A 23,551-nucleotide genomic window follows, 5' to 3' on the forward strand; every position below is an offset into this window, starting at 1 on the left:
GCTGCTGCTCGTCGAGACGTGCCACGAGCACCACCAGTCGCTGGCTTCGATGCCGTTCCTGCTGTCGGCTCGTCCCGGCGGTTCGCGTCCCGAGCGCCGTGACGGGCGGGCCGGGACCGGCCGCACCTACCTGACCCGGCGGGAATCGCTGGCCGCCGTCCGCACCGCCGGGCTGGCACCGCTCCTCGACCTGCCCCATCCCGACCATCCGCCGGCGGCGTTCTCGCAGCGCCTGTTCGTCGCCGCGCGGGAGCCGTAAGGAGATCAGATGACCATTCCGTCCGCCACCGGCCCCGGCGAAGCGCCGCCCCCGGCCAGGGCCCGGCCCCCTGCGGAGATCGTCCCGGACCTGGCCCGGATCTGGGCCGAGTTGCTCGACCTGGACCCCGGCACGATCGGCGGCGACGCCAGCTTCCTGCGGCTCGGCGGCGACTCGGTGCTGACCGTGCGCATGTCGGCGCTGATCCGCAAGCGGCTGTCGGTCGAGCTCGCGCTGTCCGACGTCACCGTGGAGATCACCTTGTCGGAGCTCGCCGACATCGTGGCACGGCGCGGCCAGGGTGGAGCGACGGCACGGGCCCTTCCCGTGGAGATCGAGCACCGCGCCGACCCCGCGGCACCCTTTCCCCTGATGCCGCTCCAACAGGGCTACTTCGTGGGGCAGCACGACGGCTGGGAGCTCTCGTACGACTCGGCGCACTTCTACGGCGATGTCGGCCTGACGGACATGGACGCCGAGGAGGCCGAGGAGACACTGGCCGACGCGCTGCGACGGCTGGCCCTGCACCAGCCGACGCTCCGGGCCCGCATCACGCCCGACGGCATGCAGTACGTCCTGCCGGAGGACGCACCCGGCGCGATCCCGCGGCCCCGCGTCTACGACCTGCGCGAGGCGGGCGAGGACGAGATCCGCGCAACGCTGGCGACCGTGCGGCGGGAGATGGCCGGGACCGGGCCGAACCCGCTGTCCGGTCCCGGGCTCGACGCGCGGCTGAGCCTCCTGCCGGGCGGGCGGGGGCGGCTGCACACCGCGATGAGCCTGGTCGCGATGGACGGATGGTCGGCCACGGTGCTCAATCGGGAACTGCTCGCGCTGGCGGCCGACTGGAACGCCGTCCTGGCACCGCTGGAGGTCGACTTCGGCGACTACGTCACCTCGATCGGGCGGCTGCGCCGGACGGCGGCCTGGGCGGCCGACCGCGACTGGTGGTGGGACCGGCTCGACGGCGCGCCTCTCCCGCCCGCGCTGCCGCTGCGCGCCGATCCCCGGGAGGTGGCGCCGACCCTGATGGACAGCCGGGAGGCGCGGCTGGAAGCCGCGAAATGGGCGGCATTGCGGGAACGGTGCGCCGCGCACGACGTCACCGTGTCGGCCGCGATGCTCACCGCGTTCTCGGTCGTGCTCGCCCGCTGGGCCGGGCACCGCCGGATGCTGCTCAACACCCTGCAGCTCAACCGCCTGCCGCTGCATCCCGACATCCACCGGACGATCGGCGCGTTCGCGTCCACCATGCTCGTCCCCGCCGAACCCGGCACCGGACGAACCTTCGCCGAGCTGGCGGCCGGCCAGCAGCGCACGTTCACCGAGTACGCGGCGCACAACCTGATCTCGGGTGTGGAGGTGTCGCGGGAGCTGGCCCGAAGGCGCGGGACGACCCGGCCCGTCGCGCCCGTGGTGTTCCAGAGCACCCTCGGGATGGACGCGGCCATCGGCGAGAGCCAGGCCACGTCGGCCGGACCGCTCGGCCGGCTGGACTTCGCCGACTACTACCACCAGCTCCGCACCCCCCAGGTCGCCCTGGAGGCGCGGTTCTGGGAGATGGACGGCGCGATGGCCGTCGCGTTCTCGCTGGTGGGCGAGCTGTTCGATCCGCAGGAGGTCGACGCGGCCTTCGCGGAGCTGGTGGAGCTGATCGGGGACCTGGCCGACGGGCCAGGCTGGGAACGGGTGGTCGAGTTGCCCGCCGCTCCGGAGCCGGAACGGGACGGCGGCCTCTCACCGGGTGGCCCCGCCGCGGCCGGCACGGGCGAAGAGGCCGGGCCGCCCAGGGACGAGCTGGAGCAGCGGATCGCGCTGCTGTGGGAGGGGATCCTGGACGCCCCGGTCCTCGACCGCGCGACGCCGTTCTTCGCCCTCGGCGGTGACTCACTGCTGGCCGTGCGCGCCCTGGCACGGCTGGCCAAGGACGAGGGCGTGGCCGTCCAGGTCCGGCGGTTCCTGGACGCCCCGACCGTGGCCGGTCTGGCGGCCGTCGTCCGCGATCTGGACGAGGGCCGATGACGACGATCGGCGTGCTGGGCGCCTCGGGAACGGTCGGCCGGGTCGCCGTCGACCGGCTGGCCTCCTGGGACTTGGGCGACCTGCGACTCGGCGGGCGCGATCTGGACCGGGCCGCCGAGGTCGGCGCCCGAGTGCCCCGCGCCCGCACCGAACCGGTGCGCGTGGATCTCAACGACGCCGACGCCCTGCGCGCCTTCTGCGCCGGCTGCGACGTGGTGGTCAACTGCGCGGGCCCGTCGTACCTGGTGCTCGACACGGTGGCCCGGGCGGCACTGGCGGGCGGGGCTCACTACGTCGACGCGGCGGGTGACGCGGCCGCCGCCGACGCGCTCGGCCAAGGCCCCGCCCGCCGGAAGGCCGCGGTCTTCTCGGCGGGCCTGATGCCGGGGCTTTCCGGCCTGCTCCCCCGGCTGCTGGCGGCGGACGGCCCGCCGTCCCGGCTGGACCTCTACGTCGGCGGCGCGGCCGCGATCGGCCCGTTGTCGGCGGTGGACGCGCTCCTGACGCGCGGTCCCCGGTTCGGGACCGCGCTGGCCGTGTGGCGGGCCGGCGCGGTGCTGCCGAACGCGCTGCGCCCGCTGCGGTCGGTCACCCTGCCGGGGTTCCGGGGACGGGTGCACGCCTGGCCGTTCCTGTCGGTCGAGGCGGCGCGGCTCGCCGCCGAACTGGACGTGGAAGAGCTGCGGAACTACACCGTCTACGTCACCGAAGCGATTCCCCGGGCGCTCGCGGAGGCATGGGCGGACGACGACGCGAGCGGGGACGGGGACGCTCCGCCCGAGCGGCACGTCCCGGCGGTCGTGGCCGCGGCCGACGCCGACCTGGCCGCCACGGGGCCCTACTACACGATGCTGTTCCAGGCCGTGCACCGTGACTCCACACCGGGACGTCCGCGCCGCCTTGTTCTCCATACTCCCGACTCCTACGCACTGAGTGGCGTCGTGGCGGCGCTGACCGTGCGGGAGTCGCTCACCGGCCGGATCCCGGCGGGCGTCCATTTCGCCGCGGACGTGCTGGACGCGGCCGAGACCCTGGCGCTGCTGTCCGGCGATCCGCTGGTCACCGGCATCGAGTTGGCCTGATCCACCACCGAGAAGAAGGGCGTGAGGAATGACCGATGAGACGGCCCGGGCGGACGAGGGCCTGGGATATGCCATCAATGCCCCCTACTACGACCTGATCCTGCCGGAGGAGCACTGGGCCGGCCTCGCCGCCGCGGTGGGCGGGCTGCTCAAGGACGCACGGTCGGTGGCCGAGGTCGGTGCGGGGACGGGCTACTTCACCGAGTCGATGCTCAGTTCCCTGCCCGCCGGGGCGGAGATCTTCGCGATCGAGCCGGCGCGCGTCATGCGGGCGGCGCTGGTCACGAGGCTGGCGAGGCGGCCCGGGGCGGAGCGGCGGGTGACCGTGCTGCCGTGTGACGCGGCGACCGCCGATCCCGGAACCGCCGTCGACGCGGTCGTCCTGCTCAATCTGGTGATGCACTTCTCCCCGGCCGAGCGTGCGCGGCTGTGGCGCAGGTGGGCGCGGGCGCTGACTCCGGGCGGGCTGCTGATCGTGGAGGCGCAGTATCCGCAGAAGGCCGAGGAGGTTCCGTCCAGCGTGGTGCCGGGACGCACCCTCGGCCGCCGCCGGTACGACACGGTGTCGCGGGCGGATGTGATCGGCGGCGACATGATCCGCTGGGTGAACACCTACCGGACCTGGGAGGGCGACCGCCTCGTCCAGGAGGAGACCGCCGAGTTCGACTGCCACGTCGTCTCCGACGAGCTGCTGGCCGCGGAGCTGTCCGCCGCCGGGCTGTCGCCCGTCCCGGACGCGCCCGAGAGCCTGCGCGTCTGGCGCCGGTGATGTCAGCCGGCCCCGCGGCCGTACGGGGCGAGCAGCCGGCGCAGCGAGGCGAGCACGGCGTGGCGCCGCGGCACCAGGTAGAAGTGATCGCCGGGGAAGACCTCCAGCCGCGTCCGGGCCCAGGTGGCGTGCCGCCAGCGGCCCGCCTCGTCCGGGGTCAGGTCGGGGTCGCGGTCGCCCAGGAACACCGTGACCGGGCAGTCCAGCGGCGGCAGCGGCAGCGGCCGGTAGGTCTCGATGAGCCGGTAGTCCCCCCGCGCACAGGCGAAGATCATCGCGCGCAGGCCGGGATCGGCGAGCACGTCCGGCGCGGTACCGCCGAGGCGCAGCAGCTCCGCGTACAGGTCGTCGTCGCCGCCCCGGTGCACGTCGCCGCCCTTCTCGTCGTGCGGCGCCTCCCGCGCGGAGGCCACCAGATGGACCGGGCCGGGCAGGCCGCGCCGCCGCGCCTCCTGGGCGACCTCGTAGGCGACGGTGGCGCCCATGCTGTGCCCGAAGAGCGCATAGGGCCGGTCCGCGACGGCCGCGATGGCATCGGTGAGCTCGGTGACCAGTTCGGCCATGGCGCGGGGCACCGGGTCGGCGAGGCGGTCCCCGCGGCCGGGGTACTGGACCGCGAGCAGCTCGACGGCCGATGGCAGCAGCTCGGCCCAGCCCAGGAAGGCGCCCGCTCCGCCGCCGCCGTGCGGAACGCAGATCAGGCGCAGCCCGGCGTCCGGGCGCGGCAGGAAGCGGCGCAGCCACGCGCCGCACGACTCATCGATCAAGATTCCTCACCATTTCCGACAGCGGAGGAGCGACATGTACGACGTGATCGTGGTGGGCGGCGGACCGGCCGGGCTGAGCGCCGCCCTGGTGTTCGGGCGGCAGCGCCGCCGCGTCCTGGTGATCGACGGCGGCCGGGTCCGTAACGCGCCCGCCGCCGAGATGCACATGTACCTGAGCCGGGACGGCTTCCCGCCGGCGCGCCTGCTGGAACTCGGCCGCGCGGAGCTGGCCGCCTACCCCTCGGTGGAGGTGCGTCCCGGGACGGTCCTGGCGGCGCGCGGAGCCAAGGACGACTTCGAGGTCGAGCTGGCCGGCGGCGCGCGGGAGCGGGCACGGCGCCTGGTGCTGGCCACCGGGCAGGTCGACGAGCCCTACGACATCCCCGGCCTGGCCGAGCGGTTCGGCCGCGGCGTCTTCCACTGCCCCTTCTGCCACGGCTGGGAGACCAGCGGGAAGACCCTCGCGGTCATCACCACCGTCCCGCGGGAGGCGATGCTGGCGCTGTACGTCGCCGACCGGTTCAGCGACGACGTGGTGCTGTGCACCCATGGGCCGCTGGAGCTGCCCGCCGAGATCGCCGAAAAGCTCCGCGAGAAGGGCGTCACCGTCAACACCGAGCCGATCACCGAGGTGTCGGGCGAGGCCGGCGACGTCACGCTGCGGTTCGCGGACGGGAGCGTGCTGCGGCGGCAGGGGGTCTACCACCGGGCGCCCACGCGGCAGCATTCGGAGCTGGCGGCCCAGCTCGGCTGCGAGATCCAGGACGACGGCACGGTCCGCGTCGACGAGCTGCAGGAGACCACCGTGCCGGGCGTCGCGGCCGCGGGCGACACGGCCAAGCTGCCCGCCGTCCCCGACGCCGCGACCCTGGTCTCGCTGGGCGCCGCCGACGGTGTGCGCGCCGCGTTGTGGATGGACGGCGACCTCTTTCGATCCGATCTCGGCTTCCCTTCCGAGTAGGAGTCGTCACCTGGCGAGGCGGGCGACGAAAAGCCGCAGGCCCGCCTCCGCCAGGGGATGGTCGTCGTGCGGGAGGGTGAACCACGGCCGCAGCCCGGCGTTCCCCAGCTCGCGCGACCACTCCTCGCCGGTGAGGAAGATCCGGTCACCGGCCGCCCGGGGATCGTCGGGATGGAGCCGCTCCTCCCCGGGGCCGGCGGACATGAGGAACTGCATCGAGGTGAGGATCGAGTACAGCTCGCGGGTGGTCTCGACGAACACGAACAGGCCCCCCGGGGCGAGTAGATCCGCGAGCCCCGCCAGCATGCCGCCCACGTGGCGGGCGTTGTGCAGAACGTTCGCCGACAGCACCACATCGAAGGAGCCCGGGGCGACACCCTGGACCGCGGCGTCCCGGTTGATGTCGAAGATCGCGAACCGCACGCCGTCGCGTCCTCCGAAGCGCTCCCGGCCGAGGGACAGGAAGTAGCGGGACAGATCGGTGAACAGGTAGTCGATCTCGGTGCCGGCGAGCGCCGCCAGCGCGTCCGCCGTCGTGCCGCCGACCCCCGCGCCGAGTTCCAGCACCCGCAGGGCACCGCCGTGGTCGTTGTTCTCGCCGGCCCAGCGCAGCACCTCGCCGACCGCGCCGTTGAGGTAGCGGTTGACGGTGTTCTCGCGGTACGCCCCGTCGGCGGCCTCCGTCCCGTCATCGCCGAACAGCAGGGTCCGCATCGACAGCTCGTCTCGCAGGAGCTCGGGGAGCCGCGCCATCGCCGTGAGCATGAGACCGGCCGTCTTGGCCGGGTAGCCGCTCTCCTCCCCCTCGGCCACCACGCCTTCCGCCGCCGCGGCCACCTCCCGGCGCGTCATGGGCCGCAGCGCGCCGTACCGGCCGTCGTCGTGCCGGACGACCCTTCCTTCCGCCACCAGGACGTGCAGCCAGCGGCGCAGGATCCAGCGATGCCGGGCGGCGGCGTGCACTCCGTCGGCGATCTCGTCGGCGGTGAGCCGCTCTTCGGGGACGGTCAGGCCCACCGGACGCAGCGTGGACGCCATCGCCCGCAACGCCACCTCGTCCAGCCTGCGCAGGAAGACCGGCAACCCGGCCGGGTCCGTGTCGACGGCCCGGGCGGCGGCCCGTCCGGCGCGCTCCGGCAGCCCGGCCCGGCCGTCGCCGCGATCGATCTCGACGGCCGTGTCGCGGCGCAGGACGGCACGCGCGATCTCGCCGAGCCGGCGCTCGCCGAAGGAAGGGAACGGGTCGTGCGCCGTCCCGGGACGGCCGGCGATCTCCTCCACCGGGACGGCCGCCGCCTCGGGCGGGGCGACCACTCCGAGCCGCGCGGGGTCCGCGGGATCGGCGATCACCGCGGCCCGCTCCCCCACCAGCTCCCGCAGGCGCGCGGCGGGCAGCGACGTGCGCGGGATGCCGTGAACGGCCACCGGTTCCGTTTCCAGCAACACGTTCAACGCGGCGGCCTCGTCGCCGGCCGAGTCGTCCCAGGACGCGGCCTTCGGGGTGGGCGTCGCCGAGGCGTCGACGTGCAAGACGGCGTCGAAGCGGTAGCGGGTCAGTTCGGTCTCGTCCCGCATGGTCTTGGGATGGACGCTCATCCGAAGGGAGCGTCCCGTCTCCGCGGCCGCCCGCACGGCGAGTCCGGCGATCAGCGGCGGGTCGAAGAGCAGCTCGGGGTCGCGCGCGGCGCGCTGCGCCGCGCGGCGCGCGAGTTCGCGCGCATCGGCGTCGGGGGCCTGCGCGCGCTCCGCCCAGCGGCAGAAGTCGCGGAGCAGGCGCGCGTCGCGCACGTCTCCGACGATCACCGTCCCTCCTGCGGCGACCAGTTCGACGGCGTCCCGGAGCACCGCTTCCAGGTAGGCGACGCCGGGAAAGCACTGGGTCACCGAGTTCAGGAGCACGCAGTCGGGCCGGGCATCGGGGAAGCCGCCCGCCTCCAGCGCGGCCAGCACCTGCGGGGACCGGGCTTCGTGGGCCGCCGCCCGGACGAACGTGGTTCCCGGCAAGGCGCCGGCGCTGAGCTTCCGGACGGCGGTGCCGGCCACATCGGTGCCCACGTAACCGGACACATGGCCGCGCAGCCGATGCGTCAGCAGCCCGGTGCCGCAGCCCAGTTCGAGGATCCACCGCGGCCGAACGCTCAGCACCAGGCCGACCGTGTGGTCGACCCACTCGCGCATGTGCCCGGCGGGCAGCGGGCGTCCGGTGTCGGAGGCGCGCCATCCGGACAGGTCCAGGTCGTCCGCGCGACGTCCTTCGGCCTCGGTGTACGTCCAGTCGTAGACCTCGCCCCAGTGCTCCAGGTACTCCTCGACCAATCCGCCGAGGGCGGGACGCACCGCGAGGGCGGACGCGGCGGGCCGGATGCGCACGGTCTCTCCGTCGGGCGCGAAGCGGGCGTCCTCGATCCAGGGGTGCGCGCGAAGTGGACGCAGAAGATCATCTTTGTGCTGGTCAGCGGGCACGGCCATCGGTCTCCGTTCGTGCGAGGGGCTGCGGGACGAGGGTGCGGTCGTGGACGTGCAGGACGCGGTCGGCACACGCGGCCACCGAGTGGTCGTGCGTGACCAGGAGGACCGCCAGGCCGCCGGCGCGCAGGCTCGCGAGCAGGCGCAGGACGGCCGCGGCGGACGCGGCGTCCAGGGCGGCGGTGATCTCGTCGGCGAGCAGAACCGCCGGTCCGGCGGCGAGCGCCCGGGCGAGCGCGACCCGCTGGCGCTGCCCGCCCGACAGCTCGGCCGGACGGCGCGCCGCCAGCTCCGGGCCGAGCTCCACTTGGCGGAGGAGTTCGGGGACGCGTTCCCGCGCCTGAGCGGGGGGCGTCCCGGCCAGTAGGCAGAGCGGACGGGCGAGGACGGTCGCGACACGGTGGGCGGGGTTGAGGACGCCCGCCGGGTCCTGGCCGACGAACTGGATCGCGCGGATCTCGTCGCGGTCGCGTCCGTCCAAGGACCAGGCGGCCGGCCGTCCGAGAACGCCGAGGTCGCCGCATGCGGGGACGTGCAGTCCCGCCAAGGCGCGCAGCAGCGTGGTCTTGCCGCTCCCGGACGGCCCGGTGACGGCGACGAGTTCACCGCGCCGCAACGACAGGTCTTCGACGCCGAGCAGAGCGGCGGGCCCGTAGGCCACGCGCAGCCCCCGCACGGCCAGCGCCTCGGCGGCCACCGGCGGCGGTTCCCCGACGGGCGCCGGAACGGCCCGCGGGAGGGGGCGGCCGGTGTCGGGCGGGGTCAGGTCGATGATCCGGTCGGCGACGCGGGCGACGAAGGTCTCGTCGTGGGAGACCACCAGCGTGACGGAGCGCCCGTCACCACGGCGCCGTTCCACGGCGCCGGCCACCAGGTCGAGGGCGCCCTGGTCGAGTCCGCTGGTCGGCTCGTCCAGGACCAGCAGCGCCGGGCCGGTGAGCAGCGCCCGGGCGAGCGCGACCCGTTGCGCCTGTCCTCCGGAGAGCCGGTTCGCGCGGCGCGACCAGAGCCGCCCGGCGTCAAGGCCCAGTTCCGTCAGCATCGTGCGGGCGGCGGCCCGCGGCTCGCGGCGGCCATCGAGAACGGCGGCGCCGACGGTCATCAGCGGGTCCAGCGTGGCGCCAGGGTCCTGGTCGACGAGACCGACGTGGACGCGCCGCCAGCGGCGGGCCGCTCGGCCGGAGGGGACGTCGTCTCCCCGCCAGCGCACGGTCCCGCCGGAACGCCGAAGCCCCTCCCCCAGCAGCCCGAGGACGGCCCGCAGCGCCGTCGTCTTGCCGCTGCCGGACGGCCCGACGATCGCGACCACCTCGCCCGGCCCGGCGCGCAGGGCGAAGCCCGTGATGATGGGCCTGCCAAAGGAATCGACCACATCGAGCCCGTCCACATCGAGCCCGTCCATGGCCGACTCAGCGCCCACGGGCCGCGGCTCCGCCCCGGCTTTCGTGAGCTCGGCCGGGCGGGGCGTGCGAGTGGCGGCGAGGCTCTGCGCGAGCAGGGCGGCGGTCACCGCCAGGACGGTCAGCGCGATGGCCGGTGCCACCAGCGCCACGGGGTTGAGGCCCGCACCCGGCAGGTTCTCCCGCAGCATCAGCCCCCAGTCGGGGGCCGGCGGCTCGGGTCCGAGGCCGAGCATCCCGAACGCCGCCGCGAGGTGCAGCGCCAGGACGAACCGCAGCACCAGGTCGGCGGCGGCCGCCCCGGCCAGCGAGGGCAGCACCTCCCGGCCGAGGATCGCGGCGGCCGTCTCGCCTCGTCCCCGAGCCGCCTCCACGTACCCGGACCCTCTGGCCTGCCCGGTCAGGTCCCGGATCACGCGCAGGCCGAGCGGCGCGCCGCCGCAGACCGTCCCGGCGACCACGGCGGCGGGCGCGGGCAGCGCGACGGCCAGGACCATCGCCTGCAGCAGGAACGGGACCGCGAGCAGCAGGTCGGCGAGCCCGCTCAGCAGGCGATCGACCCGGCCTCCCGCCCAGCCCGCGGCCAGCCCGCCCGCGGTACCGAGAACCGCGGCGGTGAGGGCCGCGGCCAGCGCCGTCGCGGTGAGTGCGCGGCCGCCCGCCAGCACGCGCGACAGCACGTCACGGCCGGCGTCGTCCGTTCCCAGCAACGAGCCATCGCCGGGCGGGGCCCAGGGCGCGCCGATCGAGGCCGCCGGATCGTGCGGCGCGAACTCCCCGCCCAGCAGGACCGCGACCATCAGGAGCAGCGTCCATGCCGCCGGCGCCCGGCTCATGCGGTCTTCCGGTGGGGGTCGGTCAGCGCGGCGAGCACGTCGGCGGTGAGCAGCCCGGCCAGCACGGTGCCCGCCGCCGGCATCGCGACCGCCTGCACGACCGGCACGTCGCGGGTTCCGATCGAGCTGACCAGCAACTCCCCCAGCCCGCTGTAGCCGAAGAGCGTCTCCACGACCGCCGTGGCGGCGAGCATCCCGCCCGCAACCACGGCCAGCACCCGCACGGCCGGCGCGAGCAGGCAGGGCAGGACGTGCCGCGCCGCCACCCGCGTCCCGGGCACGCCACGGGCGACGGCGGACGACACGTGCGGGCGGCGTACCGTGTCGGCGACCGCGCCGCCGAGGAGGGCCGCCCCGAACGCCGCGGCCGGGATCGCCAGCGCCAGCGAAGGCAGCACCAGGATCTCCGGTCGATCCAGCGGGGCCCCGTCCGGGGGCACCAGCGAAACCGGCGGCAGCCAGGCGAGCACCCCCGCGAACAGCGCCGTCATTCCCGCGGCGAACACCACCTGCGGGACCGCCGCGAGCGTGGTCACCACCCCGGTGAGGGGGCCCCGGCGGCGGGACGAGGCGGTGCCCACGGCCCAGGCCAGGGCGCCCATCAGGGGGACGGTCAGGGCGAGCGCGCATCCCGCCAGGGTGAGCGTGGCGGGCAGTCGCTCGGCGACCATCTGCGCCACGGGGCGGTCGGTGAGCAGGGAGTCGCCCGCGTCCCCGCGCGCCAGTCCGGCGAGCCAGTCGGCATAGCGCCGCCAGGCCGGGCGGTCCAGCCCCAGCCGGTCGCGCAGCCCGGCCGCGGCCGTCCCGCCGGAGCGGGTCCGCGCCGCGTCCGACGGGAGGAGCTCGGTGGCGCCGAACACCGCCACGGAGGCCAGGACGAGCAGGCCGGCGGCGCGTGCGGCCGAGGCGAACAGGCGGGCGATCACCGGGCCGGCCGCACCCCTTCGATGAAGCTGCTCTCGAATCCGGGGCCGGTGGGCAGGCCGGTGACGCGGGCGGAGGTCAGGTCGAGGCCGTCGCCGGTCCCCCAGACCACATAGCCGCCTTCGTCGCGCAACTCCCGCTGGAGCGCGCCGAACTCCCGGCGCCTGTCCTGCTCGTCCGTGGTGGCGAGGGCCCTGCCGAATCGGGCGTCCCATCCGGGTCGCTTCCAGGCCGTCTCGTTGGTGGGCGCATCGGCGAGAAGCGATACCCGCGCCACATCAAGGAAGGGGATGCCGCCGAAGAAGCCGGTGTAGAAGTCGGCCTTGGCGAAGACCTTCGTCCAGTAGGTGTCCGGTGGTTCCATCCTCACCCGCACGGTGATGCCCGCCTCGCGGAGCTGCTGAGCGAACAGGTTCGCCGCGGTGTCCATGCCCGGGTAGGAGGTCGTGGTCGCCAGCGTGAGGGTCAGCCCGCCGCCGTGCCCGGCCTGCCGCAGCAGGTCCTTGGCCTTGGCGGCGTCGCGGGTGCGTTGCGGCACGTCGCGGGGGCTGGACGGGTCGGCCGGGGTGAGCAGGTCGTTGCCGGCCTTTCCGTAGCCGAGGAAGACCTTGTCGACCAGTTCGCGCCGGTCGGCCGCCAGCTTGATCGCCTCCCGGACGCGGGGGTCGTCGAACGGCTCGCGGTCCAACCGCATCACGAACGGGTACATGGTGACGGCGGGCCGGCGCACGACCGCGAGGCCCGACCTCCCCTCCGCCCGGCGGGCGGCGGCGGGGCTGACGCTGCCGGCGACATCGGCCTGCCCGGACATCACCGCCTGGGCGCGCGCCTGCGGGTCCGCCACGGCCCGCACCTCGATGCGCCGCATCGCGGGCTTGGGCCCCCACCAGCGGTCATTGCGTTCGAGGACGGCGTGCTGCGGCGTGCCGCCGGTCATCCGGTACGGGCCGGACCCGGGGGGCGGCTCGGCGAAGTCCGTCGTGCCCTCGGGCACGACGAAGGTCACCGACTCCAAGGCACGCGGGACCTCCGCGTAGGGCTCGGCGGTGACCAGTTCGAGGGTGTGATCGTCGACCACACGGGACCTGGCCATGTCGAACATCCGCAGGCGCCCGAAGTTCTCGGCGGCCTTCCCGTGGATGCGGCGCACGGAGAACAGCACGTCGGCGGCCCGGACGGGACGGCCGTCGGTGAACGTCACGTTCTGCCGCAGTTCGACCGTCCACGTGGTCAGGGACTCGTCCGGGGTCATGGACGTGGCGAGGCGGTACTCGGTGGTGCCGTCGGCCTTGGGTTTGGTGAGCACGTCGTACAGCAGCGCGAACCTGATCAGGTCCGACTGGTTGCCGATGCCGCCGTGCGGGTCGTTGATCGCGGTGGCTGGGGCGCCGACCGCGACGTAACGCAGCGTGTCCCCACCGGACGGGGCGGCCGCGTCGCCGCCTCCGCCGCATCCGGACAGGGTGAAAGCCAGCCCTAGGGCGAGCGCGCCGGCGGTCTTGCGAAGGGGTGTCATCGGATGTCCCGTTCCTTCAGTGGCGAGCGAGCGCCCGGTTGACGAGCTCGGCGAGCCGTGCGAGGGCGGGCGCGCGCAGCAGGCCGTAGTGGTCGGTGTCGATGCCGTGGACGTCGAGCGGGCCGGCCAGATGCCGTCCCCAGCCCAGATCGGGCCGCAGCTCGGGCGGGGTGTCGTCCACCCCCATGCCGATGCCGGAGTTGCGGGACGCGGGGCGGTCGGCGCGCACCAGCAGCGTCGCCGTGGTCGCGTCGGTCAGGGGCCGGGGGGTGTGCCGGGCCAGGCCGCGCAGGTGCCGGGCGAACACGGCGACCCGGTCCGGCGCGTCGTCGCGGCGGCCGAGGAGCCCGTGGTCGCGCAGCCGCTCCGTGACGTGCGCGTACCGGCGGTCCGGGGGCAGAGCGAGCAGTGCCGCCCGGCCCTCGGCCGTCCCGACGCCCAGGTCGATGCCCTGGAAGGCCTCGAAGGCGCCGAGCAGCCGCACGGTCGCCTCGGCGTCGGCGGCGTCCGGGGTCGGCGCCTCGATCGGGGTGATGTGGGCGGGGTCGTTGGAGTCCAGCATCACCAGCAGGCCGACGGTATCGCCGTGCTCGTGGAGGAGGCGGGCGACCTCCTGACCGAGGCTGCCGCCCATCGACCAGCCGCCCAGCAGGTAGGGACCGCTGGAATCGCCCCGGATCACCTGGGCGTAGCCCCGGGCGAGTCCGGTGAGGTCGGTGGGCGCCTCACCCTCGCCCACCAGGCCGGGGTCGGTGACGGCGACGACGGAGAAGCGTTCGTCCAGCAGCCTGGACAGCTCCGCGTAGCACATGACGTCGCCCCCCGAGGGGTGCAAGAGGTAGAGGGTGCGGTCGCCGGTGCCGTCCCGGAGCGGTACCAGCACGTCCTCGGTGACGGCCGCGCCCCGAGGCCCGTCCCAGGCGGCGGGGTCATCGGCCAGCCGCCGCAGCCGCGCGACATAGGCGGCGAACACGCGGTCGACCTCGCCGGCCGGAAGCACGCCCTCGACGAAATCCCACTGCAGCAGCAGCTCGCCGCGCTGGACGAGGACCTGGTGATCCAGCCAGGTCTGCGGGGTCTGGCTCAGCGCGTGCACCTGCTCGCCGACCCACTGCAGGTCGGGTTCACCGCCGACGAGGTCCTCCAGGCCGAGCGCGCTGGTGAACACCACCGGCACCGAGGCGACCTCGCCGGTGCGCGCCGCCCGCTCGGCGAACAGGTCCAGCGCCGAGTACGCGCGGTGGTCCAGATCGGCGAACAGCCGCCGGTGCGTGGCCCGCACGTGCTCGGTGAAGGAGCCGGGCTCGCGCCGGTCGACCTCGTGGACGAGCAGTGAGGTGAAGTCGCCGACCACCGCGTCGACGTCCGGGTGCGCCGGCGGGCGGTCGAACAGGGTCAAGGTCAGCGCGAAGTGCGGACTCTCCGACCAGGCCGCCAGGGCCTCGGCGTAGGCGGTCAGCAGCACGGCCGTCGGCGTGGCGCCGCGCCGCGCGGCCTCGCGGCGCAGCGCGTCCCACTCGTCGCCGCTCAGCCGGTCGGCACGGCGCGCGAACCTCGGCGGCCCGTCCGGGGCGGCGACGGGCAGCGGCGGCGGCCCGGGAACGGTGTCGAGACGATCACGCCAGTAGGCGGCGGCGCGACGCCACTCGTCGCCGTCCCGGGCGGCCTCGACCGCCCGGGCACACGCGGCGAAGTCCACGCCGAGCTCCGGCAGCGGGCTCTCCAGGTGCTCGTAGAAGTGCCGGACCTCGCGGTCGATGATCCAGTAGCTGCCCGCGTCGCAGATCAGCACGTCCACGCCGATGAAGAGGCGCACCCGGCCGCCGGGGAGGCGGGCGGCCTGGATCTGCACCAGCGGCCACCTGTCGGGCGGGCCGGGGTCGCGGGAAACGCGGTCGCGGAGCCGGGCCAGCCGGTCGGCGCGGGCCGGTTCGGAGACGCCGGTCAGGTCGTGGACGCGGATCCGGTAGTCCGGGACGTGCTCCAGGGTCTTCAACCGGCCCTGGCCGGTGACGACCGTGCGGAGCATCGGATGCCGCGCGATCACCTTCCGCCAGGCGGCCTCGTACCGGGCGAGGTCGAGGTCGGGGCAGTCGTACTCCAGGTAGAAGGCGCAGGCGATGTCGCCGAGGGCGTACCCGCCCCCGCGCCCGACCCAGTAGGCGTGCTGGACGCGCGTCATGGGGAACGTGGCGTCGGACGAGTCTTCCGCCGGAGCGGGGGGCGGGCTCGGCGCCGGGTCCGCCGGGCCGGTCAGGAGTTCGGCGAGGCCCGCGACGGTCGGCCGGGTGAACAGGTCGCGGAGCCGCGGTTCGACGCCGAAGATCTTGCGCAGGGTGGCGAGCATGCGGGTGGCCAGCAGGGAATGCCCGCCGAGTGCGAAGAAGTCCGCGTCGGGTGAGGTCACCGGTACGCCCAGCAGGTCCGACCACAGGTCGGCCACCGCTCGCTGCTCGCCGGTCAGCTCGGTGCCGGCCGTGCCGTCGCCGGTTCCGGAGGGCGCTACGGGCGCGGTGAAGGCGGCCGCGGCCATCCGTTCCCGCAGGTCGGTGGTGGAGACCGCGACCACGGGCGGCAGAGCGCCGGCGTCGCGGCCCGCCAGGACGCGGTCGAGGGCGCCCATGCCGGTGCGGGCGTCCAGCGCGTAGGGCGACCGCACCTCGCGCTCACCGCCCGGCGGGCCGGCCTTCCACACGTCCCACACGACGCTGACCCAGCGGGTCCCGGACGGCGTGAGCCCTTCGGCCATGGCGTCCAGGTAACGGTTGGCGGCGCAGTACGGCCCCATGCCGATGCCGCCGACCAGGGTGCCCGCCGACGACATGAGCACCACCGTGGAGGGGCGCCGGTCCGCGGGCAGCGCGTCCAGCGCCGTCCGCAGCGCCAGCGCGCCCTCGACCTTGGCCTCGACATGCCCGGTCACGTGCTCGGGGCCGACGCGGCGCAGCGGCTGCAGGTCGGCGCCGGCGACCACTCCGGCGGCGTGCACGACCAGCGCGATCGGCGCCTGGTCGGCGAGTTCGGCGAGCAGGGCCGCGGTCGTGGCGGCGTCGGCGGCGTCCACCTGCCTGACCTGGACGTCCAGGCCTTCGCCGGCGAGCAGGCGCAACCATTCGGCCCGCTCACCCTCCCTTGGCGGCGCACTCCTGGAGGTGACGACGACCCGGAGCCCCCGGCGGGCGAGGTGCGCCGCCGTGGTCAGGCCCACGTCTCCGAGGCCTCCGGTGATCAACGCGATGTGCCCGGCCTGGAGCCGCGGGGCGTCCGACGAGGGGCGCCACGATCGGACGCCGCGGATCCATCGGCTGCCGCCGCGGGCGGCGACCTCTTCCCCGGAAGGCGCCACTTCCCCGGAAGGCGCCACGCCGAGCTCGGCCGTCACGGCGGCGGCGAGGTCGGCCCCGCCGTCCAGGTCCAGGGTGCGCCAGCGCAGCCCGGGATGCTCCTGCGCGAGAACGCGGGGCAGCGCGTGCGATGCCGCCGCGACGGGATCGGGGTGATCGGCGCTCTCCACGCGCTGCGCCGACCGCGTGACGTGCAGCAGCAGGCCGGGCGGCTCTCCGGCGGCCGCGATGGCCTCGGCCAGCCGCGCATACGCGAGGATCTGCTCGGCCACCGCTTCCGGTCCGCCGGTGTGCGCCAGCATGATGACACCGGCCCAGGTGCCGGACGAGGCGTCGTCCACCTCTGAGAGCGCGATCGCATCACCGCTGAGAGTCCGGCAGAGTTCCGCCACCGCACTTTCGTCGTGACCGGCCACGAGCCAGCGGCCGTCGATACGCGCGACCGGATCGAGCGGCACCGCCTGCCGCCATACCGGGATGTGGAGCGGTTCGGTTTCGTCCGGCGGCTCCCCATCGAGGTGGACGGCCGGACGCTCGGGCGGATCGATCCACAGACGGCGCCGCTGGAACGCGTATCCCGGGGCGGACACGCGGCGGCGGCCGGGAACGTGCATGGCGGGGAAGTCGACGTCCACGCCGTGCGCCCACAGCTGACCGGCGGCGTCCCGCACGGCGGCCAGATCGCTGTCGGCGGTGTCGGCCGCGAGCGCGGGCAGCGCGGCGTGGAGCCCGGGGAGGTCATGGCCGCGGGCAAGCGTGGCGAGCGCCGCTCCGGGCCCGACCTGGACGAGCACCGCGGGCCGGTCGGCCGTCCCGCCCACGGTCTCGACGGTCGCGCGCAGCGCCTGGGAGAACAGGACGGTCTGCCGGAGCTGGCGCACCCAATGCTCGGCCTCTCCCAGCTCGGTGCCCACCGCCGTTCCGGTGACCGTGCTGATCAGCGGGACGGCGGGGGTGCTCGCCTTGATCCGCGTTGCCGCGTGGCGCATGTCCGGCAGCGCGGGTTCCACCAGGCGGGAATGCGCGGCCCCATCGAACCGGAGCCGGGCCGGCCGCAGACCGCCGGCCCGCAGCTCGGCCTCCAGCGCCCCCACGTCGGTGCGCGGCCCGGAGACCGCGCAGGCGGTGGGGCCGTTGACCGCCGCGAGGTCGACGCCCGGATGGCGGGACAGCAGAGTCCGCGTGTCCTGCTCGGGCAGCGGGACGGCCAGCATCGCACCGTCCCCGGCCGCCTCCGCGAGCGCGATGGACCGCACCGCGATGAGGCCGGCGGCGTCCTCCAGCGACAGGGCGCCGCCGACCACGGCCGCGGTGTACTCGCCCAGGCTGTGCCCGAGGACGGCGTGTGCACCGACGCCCCAGGACCCCAGCAGCCGCGCGGTGGCCAGCGAAACCGCGAACAGGGCGGGCAGGCCATGGATCGCCCCGTGGACCCGAGCCGTATCGATCACCTCGCCCCGGATGACCGGGCGGATGTCAACCTTGAGGAGATCGGCGAACAGCTCGGCGCACTCGTCCGCACAGGCCGTGAACACCGGCTCGTCGGCGTAGGGCTCGGCTCCCATACCGGGACGGGCGCTGCCACCGCCGGGGAAGGCGAAGATGACCCGCGGCCGCGCGGGCAGCGGTGCGACCGGCACCGCCGCGCGCAGCGCGGAGGCGAGGGTGTCACCGGTGGCCGCGACGGCGAGCCGGTACGGGAGGTGGTCGCGGCCGGTCTGGAGCGTGTGCGCCAGATCGGCCGTAGCGGTGGGGTCCTGACGTTCCGTCCACGCGGCCAGGTCGGCGGCGGTCTCGCGCAGCGCCACCGGGTCGTGCGCCGAGAGGACGATCGCCTGCGGCCGGGGATCGGGGGCGGAAGGCGGGCGGCCGGGCGCGGGCCCCACCACGACATGCGCGTTCGTCCCGCCGATACCGAACGAACTGACCCCGGCGAGCCGCGGGCCGTCCCACGGGCGGGTCTCGGTGAGGACCTCGAAGGGAGACCCGTCCAGCCCGAGGAGCTCGTTGACCGGATCGGCGTGCAGCGAGGCGGGCAGCGTCCCCGCGCGCATCGCCAGCACGGTCTTGATGAACGACGCGATCCCCGCGGCGGAGTTGGCATGGCCGATGTTGCTCTTGACCGACCCGAGCCCGCACCAGGCCGGGCCGGTGTCGCCGAAGACGCGGCGCAGCGCCCCCACCTCGATCGGATCCCCGATGCGGGTCGCGGTGCCGTGCGCCTCGACGTATCCGACCTGCCGCGGCCCGACCCCCGCGACCGCGTGCGCCTCGGCGATGGCGGCCGCCTGGCCGTGCAGCGAAGGTGCGGTGAAGCCGGCCTTCGCCGCACCGTCGTTGTTGACGGCCGATCCCGCCACGACCGCCAGGATCGGATCGCCGCCGTCCAGAGCGTCCCGCAACCGGCGCAGCACGACCACCCCGGCGCCCTGGCTGTAGACGACGCCGCTGCCGTTCGCGGAGAACGGGCGGACCTTGCCGTCCCGGGAGTAGATGCCGTCGGCCATCGACAGGTACCCGCGCCCCTGCGGCACGATCAGCGAGACCCCGCCCGCCAGCGCGGTGTCGCATTCGCCGTTCAGCAGCGACTGGCCCGCCAGGTGTACCGCGACCAGAGACGTCGAGCAGGTGGTGTTCACCGCGACCGCGGGCCCGGTGAGGTTCAGCCGGTAGGCCGTTTGGAGCGGCATGTAGTCGGTCTGCGTGGCGATCGCCGCCTGCAGGCTCCCGGCCGGGTCGGCCCCGCCACCGGTCGGATCCCAGCGATCGGCCAGGTTGCTCGCCAGGTAGGCGCTCTGCGCGGCGCCGGCGAACACCCCCACCGATCCGGCCCCGCGCCCTCCCCCGTGGCCCGCCTGTTCCAGCGCCCGCCACGCGCACTCCAGGAACAGCCGGTGCTGCGGATCGAGCAGGGCGGCTTCGGCCGCGGCGAGCCCGAAAGGCTTCGGGTCGAACATGTCCTGGCCGTCGATCAGCCCGGCGACCGGCACGTACGCGGGGTCCCCGCGAAGCCTGCGGGGCACCCCGCGCTCGGCGAGTTCCTCGTCGGTGCACCGGACGAGGCCCTCGCGGCCCTCGACGAGCATCGTCCAGAACGCCTCCGCGTCCGGGGCACCTGGGAAACGGCAGGCCAGCCCGGTGACGGCGACGGCGGTGTCCGGATCGGGAACGAACTCGGGGCGGCTCATCGGGCGACCTCGGCGGCCTGGAGGCGGGCGAGGCGCCGATGGTGCGCCCGCCGCGCCGCGGGATCCGTTGGGGGCGGCGCCTGCCCGGCGGCCGGTTCACCGTCCGGTCCGGCGGCGGGCCGGACCGGGGTGGCGGCGTCCCGTTCCGTGCGGGACGTGATCAAACCCGCGAGTCCGCGCACCGTCGGACTGGTGAACAGGTCCACGACGGACAGGCCGGGATCGAGGCGTTCGGTCAGCCGGGCATGGGCGCGCACGAGGGTGAGCGACGTGGCGCCCAGGCGCATGAAGGGAGTGTCCGGGTCGATCGAGGCTCCTCCGAGCAGGCCGCTCAGAGTCTCGGTCACGAACCGTTCGATCTCGGGATCGGCGTTCTGTGCCTCCCCGGAACCGTTCGGCGACGAGGCGGAAGGCCGCGGTGCGGGGGCGGCCTCGGCGGCCGGCTGGGATGCTGGTGCGGGCGGCGGCGCCGGCGCCGTGACGACGCTGAGTTCGATCAATCCGTCCGCGGGCAGCCGTTCATGCAGGGTCAGTTCCCGACCCTCCGCCGCGGCCGACAGCCGCCCGGCCCACGCGCCGGCCGCCGCCAGCGCCCGCGCCGGGGTGAGCGTGCCCCCGGAGATGCGCACGGCCACGTCGAGGCCCTGCTCGCCCGCCTGCCGCAACAGCACCGCCAAGTCCCCGGGTTTGTCCGCGGCGGCCGGGGGCGGCTCCGCGTTCGCGGACGGCTCCGCCTCGTCCGGCGTTCGCGCAGGGGCGGCCGCCCGGTCGTAGGGGTTGGGCAGAGCCTTGTAGTCGATCTTGCCGTTGCCGGTGACCGGAAAGGCCTCCAGCCACAGGATCCGGCTCGGCACCATGTAGTCGGGCAGGCGCTCGCGCAGGTGCGCGATGAGCTCGTCGTCGGACGGTCGGGCGGCGGGCTCGGCGGCGGCCAGGTAGGCGACCAGCCGGGGCCGGTCGTCGGGGCCGCGGACGGACGACGCCACCGAGTGCCGCACACCGGGCGCCCGGTTGAGCGCGGACTCCACCTCGCCCAGTTCGATGCGGTGCCCGCGGATCTTGACCTGGCGGTCGAGCCGTCCCAGGAACTCGATGGTGCCGTCGATCCGCCACCGCCCGAGGTCGCCTGTGCGGTACAGCCTGCGTCGCAGCACCGGGTCGGTGACGAACCGCTCGCGGGTCTGTTCGTCGTCCCCGATGTAGCCGCGGGCGAGGCCGCCACCGCCGATGTGCAGTTCGCCCGCCGCACCGACCGGGCACGGCCGCCCCTGCTCGTCGAGGATGTGGAACGACTGGCCGCGCAGCGCCCGCCCGTACGGGATGCTCGGCCAGGACGGATCGACCTCGCCGATGGGGTAGCAGATCGACCAGATCGACGCCTCCGTGGCTCCGCCCAGGCTCACCAGCCGCGCCTCGGGCGCCAGCGCGCGGATCCTGTCGGGCAGCGTGACCGGGATCCAGTCGGCCGACAGGAACACCAGGCGCAGCCGTCCCAGTACCGCGCGGGCGCGCTCGGGCTCGATCTCGGCGTACTCGACGAGCATCTCCATCAGCGCGGGCGCGGTGTTCCAGACGGTGACCCGGTGCCGCTCCATCAGGTCGAGCCAGTGGCCCGGGTCGCGTTGCCGGCCCGCGTCGGGCAGCACGAGCCCGGCGCCGGTGCCCATCACCCCGAAGACGTCGTGCACCGACAGGTCGAAGCTGAACGCCGACAGCCCGAGGACCCGGTCCCCCGGGCCGACCGGGAAGCGGTCGATGAGGTCGTCGATCGTGGTGCGGGCGGCCCGGTGCTCGATCGCCACGCCCTTGGGACGTCCCGTGGAGCCGGAGGTGAAGATGACATAGGCCAGGTCGTCGTCCGCGGCCGTGTCCGGGTCGGCCGTCCTCGCGTCCAGGAGCTCCGGCAGCGTGTGCGTGCTGACGTGGCCGGGCCATGCGACGGCCGAGCCCGCGGGGACCAGCGCCCTGGTCACGCCCGCCTGCTCGCACACCGAGGCGATGCGGCCCGCCGGCCAGGACGGTTCCACGGGCACGTACCCGGCGCCGCTCGCACACACTCCCAGCAGTGCGGTCACCTGCTCGACGCCCTTGTCGAAGGCAACGGCGACCAGCTCACCCGGCCCGGCGCCCAGCGCGGCCAGGGCACCCCCGATGCGCCCGGTACGCTCGGCCAGCTCCCCGTGGCTCAGACCGCCGGACGAGTCGAGCACGGCCGGCTCGCCGGGCACGGCACGGGCGGCCGCGCGCAGCGGATCGTCCAGCCGAGGCCCGGCCTTGGGGAAGGGACGGCGGTCCAGGGGCTCTTCCGCCAGCAGGCTCGGGTCCCACCCGAGGCCGGGTTCGTCCCAGGTGTCCGGCTCGGTGGCCAGCCGCCGCAGCAGCCGCAGGTGAGCGTCGCGCATGCCCGCGACGAAGCCGTCGGTGAACGCTCCGGTGACCGCGTCCCAGGCGATCCGCAGCCGTCCCCCTTCGTCGTGGACGATGTGGTCCAGTGCCACCTGCGGGGTCTGCGAGATCCCGAAGACCTCCTCGCCCAGCCACCCCGCGGGATCCCGCTCCGGGTCCGACAGGCCCAGGCCGCTGGTGAACACCACCGGATGGGTGGGTGTGAGATCGGTGGCCCCGGCGTCGCGCAGGACTTCGACGCCCGACACGGCGCGGTGCTCCATGTCGGTCCAGAACCGCCGGTTGACCCGCGCCGCGAAGTCGGCGAACCCGCGCGTCCCCGGCTCCGGCACCTCCACCAGCAGCGTCGAGGTGAAGTCGCCCACCAGGTGTGCCAGCTCGGGGTCGTCGGGCCGGTCGAACAGCGTCGTGTTCAGGCAGAACGCCCCGCCCGCGCCCCACCGCGACAGGACCAGCCCGAAGGCCGCCAGCAGGACGCCCGTCGGGCTCAGGCCGCGCTCGGCCGCCCGCTCCCGCAGCGCGCTCCACTCCGCGGCCGGCAGCTCGGCCGCCCACCGGCCGAAGCGGTGCGACCGCAGCTCCGCCAGGTCGGTCGCCCACGGGAGCCGGGGGCCGGCGGGAAGCACCCGCCCCCGCCAGTACTCCCGATCGCGCTCCCTCCTCCGCGCCTCGTCCGGGTCGGCGGCCCGGCGCTCGACCAGTTCGGCGAAGGAGATCGGGGCCGACGCCAGCACGGCGTCCGGATCGCCGACCAGCCGCCCCCACTCGTCCAGGACCTGCATCCATCCCGCCAGGTCGAGGGCGAGCACGTCGATGCCGAGCAGGACGCGTGTCCGGCCGTCCGGAAGGAACGCGGCACTGACGTCGAACAACGGCCACCGCGACGCGTCCCGCACCTGGTGCGAGCGGTCGTGACGCAGATCGCCGAGCCTGCGGTCGGCCTCCTTCCCCGTCACCGCCCGCAGATCCACGACCTCGATCTCGTACGGCTCCACGGCGGGAAGGACGTGCTGCCGCCCCTCCCCGTCCACCACCATGCGGAGCATCGGATGGTGCTCCACCAGGCGATTCCATGCGAGGGCGAGCCGGGCCAGATCCTCCTCCGGTCCCTCCGGCCCCGGCACCCGGTCGTACTCGCGGTAATAGAAGGTCGCGACTCCACCGAGCGGAAACCCGGGGTTCCTGCCGATCCAGTACGCGGTCTGCAACGGCGTCAGGGGGAAACCCTCGTCCGATGGGGCTCCCTCGCCGGGATCGGCGATGCCCGCCGCGACGGTCCGGGCCGTCGCGGCCCCGAGGAACGCCGTCATCGGCAGGTCCAAACCCAGATCCCGCAGCCTGCGCCGCAGCCGGACCGCGGTGAACGAGTCCAGTCCCAGGACGGTCAGGACGGCGTCGTGATCCACCGACCCGGCGGCCAGACCGAGCACCTCGGCGACCACCCCCGCGACCTCGTCAACCGCCACGAATGCGGACGAAAGCGACTTATCAGGCATGACGCTCCTTCAACTGCACGGAGGAAAGGCGGGAATCGGAGGGGCGATCGCAGGCGCTGTTGGGGACGGCGAACAAGTCGGCTCAGAACGAGATGGGGCGGAGCCTCGATGCCAG

At 74.8% G+C, this 23,551-nt stretch carries 12 protein-coding genes; 5 read left to right on the forward strand and 7 right to left on the reverse strand.

From position 1 onward, the window contains the following. Positions 1 to 49 precede the first annotated feature (49 nt). From BM339_RS35810 to BM339_RS35825, 4 genes are read left to right on the forward strand one after another with little or no spacing between them, the layout of a single operon-like run. Positions 50 to 259: a hypothetical protein gene (locus BM339_RS35810; protein WP_075023761.1), complete on the forward strand. Its 210-nt coding sequence runs from the start codon at positions 50 to 52 to the stop codon at positions 257 to 259. Positions 260 to 268: 9 nt separating this feature from the next. Beyond that, a complete protein-coding gene (locus BM339_RS35815) occupies positions 269 to 2,281 on the forward strand; it encodes a condensation domain-containing protein (protein ID WP_083598345.1) in 2,013 nt (670 codons plus the stop codon). Continuing rightward, positions 2,278 to 3,363: a saccharopine dehydrogenase NADP-binding domain-containing protein gene (locus BM339_RS35820; protein ID WP_075023762.1), complete on the forward strand. Its 1,086-nt coding sequence runs from the start codon at positions 2,278 to 2,280 to the stop codon at positions 3,361 to 3,363. The genes BM339_RS35815 and BM339_RS35820 overlap by 4 nt, the downstream gene beginning before the upstream one ends. Before the next feature lie 28 nt (positions 3,364 to 3,391). Then, entirely contained in the window at positions 3,392 to 4,132 is a 741-nt protein-coding gene (locus BM339_RS35825) for a class I SAM-dependent methyltransferase (protein WP_075023763.1), read from the forward strand. A 2-nt stretch (positions 4,133 to 4,134) separates the two neighbouring features. Here BM339_RS35825 and BM339_RS35830 read toward each other — a convergent pair whose 3' ends face one another. Next, a complete protein-coding gene (locus BM339_RS35830; RefSeq protein WP_177287862.1) occupies positions 4,135 to 4,899 on the reverse strand; it encodes a thioesterase II family protein in 765 nt (254 codons plus the stop codon). 34 nt (positions 4,900 to 4,933) lie between these two features. Here BM339_RS35830 and BM339_RS35835 point away from each other — a divergent pair, with 34 nt between their 5' ends. Further along, entirely contained in the window at positions 4,934 to 5,860 is a 927-nt protein-coding gene (locus BM339_RS35835; protein ID WP_075023764.1) for an NAD(P)/FAD-dependent oxidoreductase, read from the forward strand. A gap of 6 nt (positions 5,861 to 5,866) precedes the next feature. Here BM339_RS35835 and BM339_RS35840 read toward each other — a convergent pair whose 3' ends face one another. Genes BM339_RS35840 through BM339_RS35870 form a run of 6 tightly spaced genes read right to left on the reverse strand, consistent with a single transcriptional unit; the run spans position 5,867 to position 23,406 of the window. Next, a complete protein-coding gene (locus BM339_RS35840) occupies positions 5,867 to 8,329 on the reverse strand; it encodes a methyltransferase (protein WP_075023765.1) in 2,463 nt (820 codons plus the stop codon). Next, positions 8,313 to 10,562, reverse strand: coding sequence for an ABC transporter ATP-binding protein/permease (locus BM339_RS51925; protein ID WP_083598346.1), 2,250 nt, complete (start codon positions 10,560 to 10,562; stop codon positions 8,313 to 8,315). The genes BM339_RS35840 and BM339_RS51925 overlap by 17 nt, the downstream gene beginning before the upstream one ends. Then, complete coding sequence (locus tag BM339_RS35855) at positions 10,559 to 11,488, reverse strand: ABC transporter permease (RefSeq protein WP_256255636.1); 930 nt, start codon at positions 11,486 to 11,488, stop codon at positions 10,559 to 10,561. Before BM339_RS35855 ends, BM339_RS51925 begins: the two co-directional genes overlap by 4 nt. Continuing rightward, a complete protein-coding gene (locus BM339_RS35860; RefSeq protein WP_075023766.1) occupies positions 11,485 to 13,002 on the reverse strand; it encodes an ABC transporter substrate-binding protein in 1,518 nt (505 codons plus the stop codon). Before BM339_RS35860 ends, BM339_RS35855 begins: the two co-directional genes overlap by 4 nt. Before the next feature lie 16 nt (positions 13,003 to 13,018). Further along, positions 13,019 to 19,534 carry a type I polyketide synthase gene (locus tag BM339_RS35865; protein WP_075023767.1) on the reverse strand — a complete coding sequence of 2,172 codons (6,516 nt, stop codon included), beginning with the start codon at positions 19,532 to 19,534 and terminating at the stop codon, positions 13,019 to 13,021. Next, on the reverse strand, positions 19,531 to 23,406 hold the full coding sequence (locus tag BM339_RS35870; RefSeq protein ID WP_218163845.1) for a non-ribosomal peptide synthetase: 3,876 nt from the start codon (positions 23,404 to 23,406) through the stop codon (positions 19,531 to 19,533). The genes BM339_RS35865 and BM339_RS35870 overlap by 4 nt, the downstream gene beginning before the upstream one ends. Positions 23,407 to 23,551: the final 145 nt, after the last annotated feature.

This window comes from Actinomadura madurae (genome assembly GCF_900115095.1).
Taxonomy (GTDB): Bacteria; Actinomycetota; Actinomycetes; order Streptosporangiales; family Streptosporangiaceae; genus Spirillospora; species Spirillospora madurae.

Excerpts from the sequence above, each read along its gene's own strand:
- BM339_RS35810 (WP_075023761.1), top strand. The coding sequence starts at position 50 with ATGCCGTTCCTGCTGTCGGCTCGTCCCGGCGGTTCGCGTCCCGAGCGC.
- BM339_RS35815 (WP_083598345.1), top strand. The coding sequence starts at position 269 with ATGACCATTCCGTCCGCCACCGGCCCCGGCGAAGCGCCGCCCCCGGCC.
- BM339_RS35820 (WP_075023762.1), top strand. The coding sequence starts at position 2,278 with ATGACGACGATCGGCGTGCTGGGCGCCTCGGGAACGGTCGGCCGGGTC.
- BM339_RS35825 (WP_075023763.1), top strand. The coding sequence starts at position 3,392 with ATGACCGATGAGACGGCCCGGGCGGACGAGGGCCTGGGATATGCCATC.
- BM339_RS35835 (WP_075023764.1), top strand. The coding sequence starts at position 4,934 with ATGTACGACGTGATCGTGGTGGGCGGCGGACCGGCCGGGCTGAGCGCC.
- BM339_RS35840 (WP_075023765.1), bottom strand. The coding sequence starts at position 8,329 with ATGGCCGTGCCCGCTGACCAGCACAAAGATGATCTTCTGCGTCCACTT.
- BM339_RS51925 (WP_083598346.1), bottom strand. The coding sequence starts at position 10,562 with ATGAGCCGGGCGCCGGCGGCATGGACGCTGCTCCTGATGGTCGCGGTC.
- BM339_RS35860 (WP_075023766.1), bottom strand. The coding sequence starts at position 13,002 with ATGACACCCCTTCGCAAGACCGCCGGCGCGCTCGCCCTAGGGCTGGCT.
- BM339_RS35865 (WP_075023767.1), bottom strand. The coding sequence starts at position 19,534 with ATGAGCCGCCCCGAGTTCGTTCCCGATCCGGACACCGCCGTCGCCGTC.